This window comes from Candidatus Jordarchaeum sp., assembly GCF_052745115.1.
Genome location: NZ_JBRAKS010000003.1, coordinates 1 through 11,347 on the forward strand (window position 1 = coordinate 1; position 11,347 = coordinate 11,347).

At 41.8% G+C, this 11,347-nt stretch carries 10 protein-coding genes; all 10 read left to right on the forward strand.

Annotated features, from left to right (window positions below; all coding sequences use genetic code 11):
• The first annotated feature begins 258 nt into the window (after positions 1-258).
• The 10 genes from ACUVXA_RS00455 (at position 259) to ACUVXA_RS00500 (ending at position 11,203) form a co-directional block, all read left to right on the forward strand.
• Entirely contained in the window at positions 259-669 is a 411-nt protein-coding gene (locus tag ACUVXA_RS00455) for a hypothetical protein (RefSeq protein WP_445869258.1), read from the forward strand.
• A 299-nt stretch (positions 670-968) separates the two neighbouring features.
• Complete coding sequence (gene purC, locus ACUVXA_RS00460; RefSeq protein WP_445869259.1) at positions 969-1,721, forward strand: phosphoribosylaminoimidazolesuccinocarboxamide synthase; 753 nt, start codon at positions 969-971, stop codon at positions 1,719-1,721.
• Positions 1,714-1,971 carry a phosphoribosylformylglycinamidine synthase subunit PurS gene (gene purS, locus ACUVXA_RS00465; RefSeq protein WP_445869260.1) on the forward strand — a complete coding sequence of 86 codons (258 nt, stop codon included), beginning with the start codon at positions 1,714-1,716 and terminating at the stop codon, positions 1,969-1,971. Before purC ends, purS begins: the two co-directional genes overlap by 8 nt.
• A 102-nt stretch (positions 1,972-2,073) precedes the next feature.
• Complete coding sequence (gene purQ / locus ACUVXA_RS00470; RefSeq protein ID WP_445869261.1) at positions 2,074-2,775, forward strand: phosphoribosylformylglycinamidine synthase I; 702 nt, start codon at positions 2,074-2,076, stop codon at positions 2,773-2,775.
• 18 nt (positions 2,776-2,793) lie between these two features.
• Positions 2,794-5,004, forward strand: a complete 2,211-nt coding sequence (gene purL, locus ACUVXA_RS00475; RefSeq protein WP_445869290.1) for a phosphoribosylformylglycinamidine synthase subunit PurL — start codon at positions 2,794-2,796, stop codon at positions 5,002-5,004.
• 2 nt (positions 5,005-5,006) lie between these two features.
• Positions 5,007-6,452, forward strand: a complete 1,446-nt coding sequence (gene purF / locus ACUVXA_RS00480; RefSeq protein WP_445869262.1) for an amidophosphoribosyltransferase — start codon at positions 5,007-5,009, stop codon at positions 6,450-6,452.
• Entirely contained in the window at positions 6,442-7,785 is a 1,344-nt protein-coding gene (gene purF, locus ACUVXA_RS00485) for an amidophosphoribosyltransferase (protein WP_445869263.1), read from the forward strand. Before purF (ACUVXA_RS00480) ends, purF (ACUVXA_RS00485) begins: the two co-directional genes overlap by 11 nt.
• A 4-nt stretch (positions 7,786-7,789) precedes the next feature.
• A complete protein-coding gene (gene purD / locus ACUVXA_RS00490) occupies positions 7,790-9,268 on the forward strand; it encodes a phosphoribosylamine--glycine ligase (RefSeq protein ID WP_445869264.1) in 1,479 nt (492 codons plus the stop codon).
• Positions 9,269-9,383: 115 nt separating this feature from the next.
• A complete protein-coding gene (gene purE, locus ACUVXA_RS00495; protein ID WP_445869265.1) occupies positions 9,384-9,788 on the forward strand; it encodes a 5-(carboxyamino)imidazole ribonucleotide mutase in 405 nt (134 codons plus the stop codon).
• 29 nt (positions 9,789-9,817) lie between these two features.
• The gene (locus ACUVXA_RS00500) at positions 9,818-11,203 is read left to right on the forward strand and encodes an NAD(P)/FAD-dependent oxidoreductase (RefSeq protein WP_445869266.1); all 1,386 of its coding nucleotides are present in this window, start codon (positions 9,818-9,820) and stop codon (positions 11,201-11,203) included.
• The last annotated feature ends 144 nt before the right edge of the window (positions 11,204-11,347 follow it).

The following is an 11,347-nucleotide window of genomic DNA, read 5'->3' on the forward strand; positions in this document are numbered from 1 at the left end:
CATAAGTTATATATCAACAAATACCCATATAGGAGTTTCGTCTGAATATATGGGAAGAAAAGCTCCTTTACCGAAAAGAAGCCATAAAAAGGCAGATTTCGCAGTCGTTTTGTTTCAAAAACTTTTCAAGGCACTATAGTGAAATCAATAAAAACCTATTCACAAATCTTTATTAAGGAATAAATAGTAGAATTTGAACCATCAAATCCATAAAAAATGGATAACTAACAAAGCTAAATATGATATGGAGGAAGAAAAATGCCAAGAAGAAGGTCAAGAAGAGCCACAAAAAGCAAATCCAGAACCACTGCACTAGTCGGAGCCCTTCTATTATTAGTAGCCATTTTTGTACCAAGCTTTGCAATAGGAATCTACTACCCCCATGGTTCATTTTTCCCGTCATTTTCAGGGGGCATTGTATGGCCTTGGATTGATATACTGGGAATTCTTATATTGATAATGGGAATACTAGCATTGATAGGTATTCTCATAGATGCTGGTGACGTAACAATGATTCTTCTGGTACTTGCGGGAATTATAGGTTTAATATTGGGGATAATAGGTTTATTCGTCTTCTTAGGAAGTCAAGTGATTTTTGCCTTTGCTCCAGCTGCTGCAATATTAGGTGGTCTACTAACTTTACTTGGAGCGCTGAGAGTTAGAGTTTAACATCCTACCTCCCATTTTTTTTAATTAAGTTCTATAAAAGAAATTTAGCCGAATCTAAAAATATCTTTAAATATCCTGATTATGAATGCCTTTCATTGACATGTTTATGTCAAAAATATCCTAATTAATCTCAAAATATTAATATCTTCAAATCATTTTTTAGGTATTATTTTTTAAAGATTTGTGTTTATTTACATGGATGTTTAAAAAAAGTTTTATATTGGAAATATAGATAGTTGAAATTGGGAGCTTTAGGTCTCAACCTAGCGAGACCTAAAAAATGGCTCGGAGACAGGGGTATGTCTAAACCTTTGGGCAAGATTCTTTCTGAAGGTAAAACTAAGAAAGTCCGTGAAACAGAGAATAGTGATGTGGCCCTCTTAGAGTTTAAGGACAGTATTACTGTTCTTGATGGAGAAAAAATGGATGTTTTAAGAGGGAAAGCTGTAATAAATGCACACATATCAGCCTACTTTTTAGAAATTTTAGAAAAGAAGGGAGTCCCCACCCACTATATAGAATTCGTCGAGCCGAACATGATGAAAGTAAAGAATCTGGAAATGTTGCCAGTAGAGATTGTTTGCAGAAACATTGCCGCGGGGCATTTAGTAAAAAATTATCCCATCAAGGAAGGAACCCTGTTAAATCCACCTGTCGTAGAGTTTTATCTCAAGGATGATGCACGCCACGATCCTATGCTCAATGAAGACCATTTTTTAATTTTAGGTCTAGCTTCTCGAGGGGAAGTAAAAAAAATTAAAGAAATCACCCTTAAGACCAATAGAATTTTAAGTGATGCTCTAAAAGCTAAAGGTCTTACTCTAGTGGATTTTAAGATAGAGGTTGGACGAGGAACTGATGGCAAAATTTATGTGGGCGACGAGATTAACGGGGACTCGATGAGAATCTGGGAAGTGGGCACAGACAAAATTTTAGACAAGGACGTTTACCGAAAAGGCGGAACAATGGAACAGGTTTTAAACACCTATATCCAGCTTTACCAGAAGCTTTTAGGAAAAATGCCCCCAATAAGAGGCACCAAAAATGAATAACTACGTATTAGAAATTGTAATTGAAAATAAGCCGGCTGCAAGGGATCCTGAAGGGGAAACCATACTCAAGGATTTAATTAATCAGAATGGATTTGAAATGGTTAAAAATGTACGCTCCGGAAAATTTCTCCGAGTAAACTTAGAGGCGGAGAGTAAAGAGAAGGCAAAGAATATCGTTTATAGAATGTGTAATGACTTGAGGATTTTCAACCCAGTTATTCACGTAGTTACAATAAATGTGAAAGATTAATCGTTGTTCATTCAGAGGTTTATGTACCATGTACCAAATTCCAATCGGTTCAATGGCAATATGTACTGTATTATGTTGGAGGACCTACTTGAGGAGATCATTATGAAAGTAGCGGTTATTCGATTCCCCGGCTCCAACTGCGACCTTGATACAGTGCATGTGCTAAGGGATGTCATGGAATTGGAAACGGAGCTGGTATGGCACAAGGATTTTAACGACGGGGACTTTGATGCGGTTGTACTTCCGGGAGGGTTTTCTTACGGAGACTCGTTGAGAGCGGGAGTCATAGCTGCGTATAGCCCTGCGATGAAAAGGGTAAAAGATATGGCTAAAGAAGGAAAACCAGTACTAGGGATATGCAATGGGTTCCAAATTCTAATTGAGTCAGGTTTGTTAGAAGGTGCCTTGTTGAGAAATACTAGTCTCACATTCATATGTAAATGGCTTACACTACGTGTAGACAACACGGATACTATGTTCACTAATAGTATGGAGAGAGGCAAAATCCTTAGAATGCCTATCGCTCACAATGAAGGAAGATATTATAATAATACAGAATCTCTCCATGAGATGGAGGAAAATAATCAGATTGTTTTCCGATACTCGGATGAGAGTGGTAAACTAACACCTGATTCTAATCCTAACGGATCAGTTGACAATATCGCCGGTATATGCAATTTAGAGCGGAACGTTGTGGGTTTAATGCCCCACCCTGAGAGGGCTTCTGAACCGGCTCTTAGTCCCTTTAAAACAGATCATGGAAGATTAATTTTCCAATCTATGAGTAATACTCTACAAAAATGAGGCGAACTGTAAGTGACTATGGTTGATGGAATTCAGGTAGACTTGAAACCGGAAGAGTTAGAAAAGGCCGAAAAAATGATGGGAAGAAAACCCAACGCCGTAGAAGCAGGCATGATAGATGTCATGTGGTCAGAACACTGCTCCTACAAATCATCAAGACCAGTTTTAAAACTACTTCCTCAGAAAGGGCCTCGCGTAGTATGTGGACCAGGGAATGACGCAGGGGTAGTGGACATTGGCGATGGCTATGTCGCGGTATTTAAAATTGAATCACATAATCATCCATCAGCAATTGAACCATATAATGGGGCTGCGACGGGAATAGGGGGAATAATTCGGGATATTTTATGCATGGGGGCCCGTCCCATTGCGCTTCTTGATCCTCTACGTTTCGGATCTATAAAAAGCGCACACTCACGCTGGCTTTTTAAATACGTGGTAAAGGGAATTGCAGATTATGGAAACTGTGTAGGCATTCCCACAGTAGGGGGCGAAGTGGAATTTGATGAGAGCTTTGAACAAAATTGCCTAGTAAATGTAGCCTGTGTAGGCATTGCAAAAAAAGAAGAAATAGTATTAGCCCAAGCAAAGTACCCAGGTGATGTGGTTATTCTAGCGGGGGGCGCTACTGGTAGAGATGGTATTCATGGTGTTACATTTGCCTCCCGAAACCTAACCGAAGAATCTGAGGAAGACCGCCCCGCTGTTCAGGTTGGGGATCCCTTTACCAAGAAACTCATAATTGATTCTACTCTTGAAATTTTACAAACCGGTTTCGTACATGGATTAAAAGATCTCGGTGGAGGCGGTTTAACTTGCGGTTCCTCAGAAATGGCAAATAAGGGAGATACCGGAATTGATATTGAAATCTCAAAAATTCACTTAAGAGAGAAAGGACTTACACCTTTTGAGATAATGCTATCTGAATCGCAGGAACGCATGCTCTTTATTGTTGATCCGAAGGGTGTGGAAAAAGTTACTGGAATACTGCAAAAGTATGGCTTATCTTGGAGCATAGTAGGTAAGGTTACTAAATCCAAGAACATCAATGTTTTTTTGAATGGCAAAATAGTTGCCAAGGTTCCTGCAAAACTGTTGGCCGAATCTCCAATCATAGAAAGAATTGCAGAAAAGCCAACATACATTGAGAAATTGAAAACGGTGGAAAAACCTCCGATGCCCGCTGAATTTTCTAAAATACTAATTAAGCTTATGGCTTCTGAAAATATTGCTAGTAAGGAATGGGTTTATCGTCAGTATGACCATGAGGTAGGCATCCGAAGTATAGTAAAATGCGGAGAAGGGGATGCTGCGGTGCTCAGAATAATCGGTAAGGATAAAGGCATTGCGGTTTCTAGTGACTGTAATTCTAAATACTGTTATCTAGATCCATACAATGGAGGCGCCGGTGCCACTGCTGAAGCTTGCAGAAATGTTACCGCGGTGGGCGCTCGTCCATTAGCAATAGTAGACTGTTTAAATTTTGGTAATCCAGAAAAACCAGATATTTTTTGGCAATTTAAGGAAACAGTACGTGGAATGTCAGACATGTGCAAAGTTCTGGGAACACCATGCGTTGGAGGCAACGTGAGTTTTTACAATGAAGACGAAGTAACAAAAAGGGCTGTAAAGCCTTCACCAGTCGTGGTCGCTCTAGGAGTTCTAGACACACTTAAAAATATTACAACATTAACATTCAAAAATATTAATGATTACATTGTACTTTTAGGTGAAACATTTCCCGAAATGGGTGGTTCAGAATACTATTATTCAGTTCATCGTTTTGAGGGAGGGATTGCGCCCAAAGTAGATATGTGGAGAGAAAAAAATACTATGGAATTGGTATGGTCGGCCATAAAAAATAACTATGTTAATGCTGCTCACGATTGTTCGGTGGGTGGTTTAGGAGTGGCACTTTCTTTAATGAGCATTAAAAGCAATCGTGGTATTGACATTGATCTCAGTATGGCTAATACCAAAAACTTAAGATTGGATGAATTATTATTTTCTGAAAGTCATTCACGATTTATTGTTACTACTCCAAAATCTAATATTGATGTTCTCTTGGAATTTGCTAAAAGTCGAAATGTGCCAGCATTCCATATTGGGAATGTCAGTGGCTTGCCTCAAATTGTGTTCCATTATCAAGATAATGAAGTTGTAAATTGTAATTTAATAGATGTAAAACAGGCTTGGGAGTGTACAATACCCTCGCATATGGGGCAATAATTATGAGTGAAAAATCCTTTTTAGGAAAACCTCGTGAACACTGCGGAGTAATCGGCGTTTACTCACCAGACAAATCCATTCAAGTCTCAAGATACGCGTTTGACGGATTAATTGCACTTCAGCACAGAGGACAGGAATCAGCAGGAATATACGTGCAAAACGGAAAGGGAATTACAGGCCATAAGGATATGGGTCTTGCCAGCACAGTTTTTACAAAAAAAATTCTATCCACACTTTATGGAAACAAAGCAATAGCACATGTCAGATACAGTACCACCTCCGACAGCAATATTGAAAATGCACAGCCCAAAAAGTTTGTTTCCACCCTAGGCTCTTACGCCATCGCCTTTAATGGAACCATAACCAATTTTCTCAGATTAAGATCCATATTAGAGGAGAAAGGACACGTTTTTCACACAGACTCAGACACGGAAACCATAGCTCATGTCTTAGCATCAAATCTGTTGGAAACAGACGATTACAGCCAAGCACTGGTTAAAAGCATGAACAAGTTAAAGGGCTCATACTCAATGGTTTTAATGAACGAGGCGGGAAACCTTTATGCTATACGCGACCCATTAGGATTCAAACCGTTATGCATAGGAAAAATAAATGACATTTACATGATAGCCTCCGAAACCGCAGTCATCGAATCCCTCAACGGAAAAATCTTAGAATATGTAGAGCCCGGCCAGATAACACGTATCACAGATGATGGTCCCGTTAAAGAAACAATTGTTAAAGCTAATAGGCATGCCCGCTGCATGTTCGAGTTTATTTACTTCTCAAGAACCGACTCCAACTTTGACGGCATATCAATATTTAAGGTGAGAGAGAGACTAGGAAAAATACTTGCCCAGACCCACCCAGTTGATGCAGATATTGTGGTCCCAGTCCCTGATTCCGGTAGAACCGCAGCCTCGGGATTAGCGGCAGAGTCGGGCATACCTCTAGGAGAGGGATTGATTAAAAATCGTTACGTTTGGCGAACTTTCATAATGCCCGTACAGGCAGAAAGGGAAGACCAGGTTAAGCTGAAACTGAATCCAGTCAGAGAACTTATTAGTGGAAAAGACGTTTTACTTGTGGACGACTCGATAGTTCGCGCCACCACCATGAAAAGAATAGTTTGCCTCATACGGAATGCGGGAGCCAGAAAAGTTCACGTAAGAGTTAGTTGCCCACCCATAGTAGCCCCGTGCTATATGGGTATAGATTTCCCCACCAGTCGTGAACTAATTGCCGCAAATCAGACAGTCGAACAAATTGAAAAATTCATCGGTGCAGACTCCCTTGGATACATGACAATTGATGGGTTAATGCAAGGTATCGGATTGCCAGAAGACGAGCTTTGCCTAGCGTGCCTCAATAAGAAATATCCCATCGAGTCCATAGATAGTGATTTCTTAGAAAGCTACCTCGGAGGCATAAGAAAAAGTGAAAATTAAAGAAAAATGTGGAGTATTCGGAATCTACGCTTTCGACCAGAAGTGGAACGTTTCAAGATTCGTGTACTATGGATTAATCGCATCACAGAACCGGGGACAAGAAACCTGTGGAATAGCAGCCTTCAACGGGGATAAAATTAACTGCGTAAAAGGCAGAGGTATGGTAGAAGAGTTCTTCTCCTCAGAAAAGTTAGAAAGTCTGCCGGGATGGATAGGAATAGGTAACGTTTGCCCATTCAACCCAAAATCCGCACAGAACATCCAGCCAGTCAGCGACAATGATTCTGGTTTAGGATTTACCTACAACGGAAAAATCCTAAATTTTAAAGAAATTTCACCCAACCCCAAAATCGGTAACGAAGAAGACGCAAACATCGCCGCGCAACTACTCTATGAGGAATTAAAGAAAAGCGACCCTCTAGAAGCCACCGAAACTGTTATGGAGAAGTTTAAGGGTGCTTACTCACTTATCGCGATAACTAAAAACGGGGAAATGATTGTAGCTCGAGACCCCATGGGAATAAAGCCTTTGTGCATCGGAAGCTTCGGCTTCGACCACGGAGCAGTAGCCTCGGAAAGCGCCACCCTAGACGTAATCGGCGCAGACTACAAAGCACCCATAAAACCCGGAGAAATATACGTCTTCACCCCATACAGTATAGAAAGAAAACAAGCCTTCAAACCCGAACCCAGATACTGCGCATTCGAGTACGTTTACTTCGCCCGACCAGACTCCCTCATAAACGATAAATCCGTTTACGAAGCCAGAATGAAAATCGGAGAATACCTAGCCAAAGAGTTCCCAGTAGAGGCAGACACCGTCATAGGAGTCCCAGAAACCGCCATACCATTCGCCATGGCCTACTCAGACTACACCGGCATGCCCATAGAAATGGGATTCGTAAGAACCGGCCGATCAGTAAGAACCGCCATAAAACCCACACAATTCGAACGCCTCGTAGGAGTACAACTCAAACTAAACCCAATCCGACACGCCATCAGAGGAAAAAAAGTAGTACTAATCGATGACAGCGTAGTCAGAGGAACCACAACCAGAAACATAGTCAACCTAATGCGCAACCGCATAGGAGCCAAAGAAGTCCATGTAAGAATCGGCAGCCCCCGACTAGTCTCACCCTGCCCATTCGGCGTCGAAGTACCAGAAAAAGACGAACTAATCGCAGCCAATCTAACACCAGACGAAGTAAGCAAAGTAGTAGGCGCAGACACCTTCGCCTGGCTATCACTCAAAGCAGTCATAGACTCCACAGGATTCCCAAAAGAACAATTATGTTTAGGATGCTTCACGGGAGAATATCCCATAGGAGAATAGAAAAATGGTAAAAATCCTACTCGTAGGAAACGGAGCAAGAGAACACGCCATAGCCGACACACTAGCCAGAAGCACACATAACCCCAAAATTTACGCAGCAGCCAGCGACAAAAACCCCGGAATACTACGAATATGCGAACAAACAGGAGGAGAAATAGCCCTCGGAAAACCAAACGAACCAAAATTTGTAGCTGAGGTCGCCCAAAAATTTTCAGTCGACTTCACCTTCATCGGCCCCGAAGAACCACAGTTCCTAGGCGTAGCAGACGAAGTAGAAAAAGCAGGAATCCCCTGCATAGGAGCAAAAAAAGCCCCCTCAGAAATAGAAATGTCCAAGGCATTCATGAGAAGACTAATGTGGAACCACAAAATCCCAGGAAGACTCAGATTCATGGCCTTCAAAAACGTGGACGACGCCATAGCCTACATAAACGAATACGCCGAAAGCGTAGCACTAAAACCCGCAAGACAAGCCGGAGGAAAAGGAGTAAAAGTCATCGCCGACCTCCAAGCATACCTCCAAGAAGAAAAAGCAGAAGTAAAAAGAAAACACACCAGAGACATATACGAAAAACACATGCAACCATACACAGACATCGAAGACCGAATACTAATCGAACAAAAAGTCGAAGGACCCGAATACACAATACAATGCTTCACAGACGGAAAAACCATAAAACCCCTACCACTAGTCCAAGACAACAAAAACGCATACGAAATGGACACTGGGCCAGAAACTGGTGGTATGGGTAGTATTGGTGGTCCGGGGTTAACGCTTCCTTTCATAAATGAGGAGGAGTATAAAATATCGGCTTCTATTGTGGAGGGTGTGGTTAGGGCTATTGATAGGGAGTTGGGTGAGCCTTTCCGTGGTGTTATTGCGGGTCAGATGATGTTGACCGCCCTGTGGGGGCCTACGATTATTGAGTTTTACTCCCGGTTTGGTGATCCGGAGGCGGTGAATGTGCTTCCGATTCTTGAGACGGATTTGGTGGATATATCAGAAGCTATAATAGGTGGTAAGCTTCATAAAATTGATCTGAAATTCAAAGATACGGCTACTGTTGTGAAGTGTGTAGCTCCTAAGGGTTATCCTGATAGAAGAGACTTGGCAAAGGGTCATCCGATTAGTGTTGATGAAGTGGCGATTAAAAAAAGAGGTGCTAAGGTTTTTTATGGCTCGGTTGGATTGGAGAATGGTGAAATAATTACTGGTGGATCGCGAGCGGTAGAGATATATGCGGAAGCCGAAACGATTCCGGAAGCAGCAGATATTGCAGAAAGCTGTGTAGAGTGTGTTAGACTTAAGGATAGCTGGGGTTTGTTCCATAGATCCGATATTGGTGGCTTAACGCTTTTGGAGAAGAGGATTGAGTTGGCGCAGTTAATTCGTGAAATATATAATTATCGTAAGGAAAAGGATCTTATTGGAAGGCAAGTGGACTGGATTCCGGGAAGAGGGCGGATAGAGTATCAGGCTTAGCTTTTATTATTCTCTATTGTGGAATATGGGAATTCTGCGAAGCTTTTTTAAAGTAAGAATTTGAAATTAAAGAGGCAATGATATTACTTTTCTAGTGGTAGAAGGGTGTAAGGTTATGGTGGAAAAGAAGCCTTTGGTTGCTGTTGTTATGGGCAGTGAGTCTGATAGAGAGATTGCTATGAGGGCTGTGGAGGTTTTGGAGAGTAATAGTATTACATATGAGGTTAAGGTGCTTTCTGCGCATAGAAACCCGAAGGAATTGGAGAGGTATATTTCTGAAGCGGGGGCAGATGTTTTCATTGCGGTGGCGGGGTTGTCTGCTCATTTGCCGGGGTTTATAGCTTCGAGGACTGAGAAGCCGGTTATTGGGGTGCCGGTGAGTTCTAAGTTGGGGGGGTTGGATGCGCTTCTTTCTATTGTGCAGATGCCTTCTGGGGTGCCTGTGGCCTGTGTGGGTATTGATAATGCTCGTAATGCGGCTTTCTTAGCAGTCAGGATATTGAAACTCTCAGGATATTAAATAGTTTGAGAATGGAGGCTTCATAAATAGTGAATTGTCAGGTAGCTATTGTTGGTGCGGGTCCCGCTGGGTTGGCTGCGGCCTATGAGCTTACAAAAAATGGTGTTAAGGATATTATAGTCATTGATCGGGGTGAAGCAGCGTCCAAAAGGCAATGCCCTATGCTCAAAAATCATGATAAGTGTTTGCGTTGTGATCCTTGTGATATAATGTGTGGAATCGGTGGTGCGGGAGCCTATTCTAGCGGTCTTTTGAATTTGAATCCTTACATTGGCGGTGACTTGACTGAATTCACTAAAAATGAGGAAGAGGCATGGGAACTTGTTAACCTGGTGGATCAGATGTTTCTTGAAAATGGTGCTCCGAATATATTATCTAAACCGGAGAAGGAGAAGGTGGAAGAACTTGAGAGAAAGGCGTCTTCTGCAGATATCAAGTTTATACCAATAGACCAAAGACTCATTGGCACGGACAACGCATGCAAGGTAATTGACAGAATTCACTCCCAGTTAGAGAGGAGAGAAGTGAAATTTCTACTCAAAACAAGTATTAAGGAAATAAGAGAGAGGGAATTATTACGAGAGAATGGTGATAAAGTAGAGTTCGAATATTGTATTGTTTGTCCTGGAAGATCCGGAATGAAGTGGCTTGAGGGACAGATGGATAAGATGGACATTGAAACCCAGTATCTGCCCGTGGATATCGGAGTGAGGGTGGAGGTTCCGGCAAGTATAATGGAACCCGTGTGTAGTGTGCAACAGGATCCGAAGTTTCACATTCGCACGTCAACTTTTGACGATTTTGTGAGAACCTTTTGTGTAAACCATAGAGGGTTCGTGGCCACGGAGGTTTACGAGGAACATGTGGGTGTTAATGGATATTCCTTTATAGAGAAAAAGTCGGATAACACTAATTTCGCTTTACTGGTGAAGGTGGGGCTTACTGAACCTTTGGAAGACACCACGGCTTATGGTCGATCTATTGCTACTCAAGTTACGATCCTTGGTGGAGGAAAACCTCTACTCCAAAGACTTGGAGACCTAAGGAAAGGAAGAAGATCCTACTGGTCTAGGATTGAGAGGGGATCGGTGAAACCAACTCTTGTCTCAGCAACTCCAGGAGATATATCCATTGGAATTCCCTACAGAATTTTAACAGGTATTTTGGAGGGTTTGGAGAAACTTGACAGGGTTATTCCGGGTGTTGCAGGCGACTCCACTCTGTTTTACGCCCCGGAAGTTAAATATTCCGCAAAAAAGGTCCTCACTAATAAAAACCTAGAAACGGCTGTATCTAACCTATTTGTGGCGGGAGACGGAGCCGGCGTTTCAAGAGGTATAGTGACTGCTGCAGCCACTGGAATAATAGCTGCGCGAGGCGTAATGCAAAAGATTGGTTTAGATGCGTGTAGTTGAGCTTTCTTTAAAAGTAATTAATTGATCTGAAAGTTTGTGCGTAAGCATAGATCTAGATGTCTGCTTACTATTAAAAATTTTAATTAAAAACCTTTATCCCTTTTAGGTCAAGTCTCGTAACTTTAATTTTTTATGCGTTTTTAC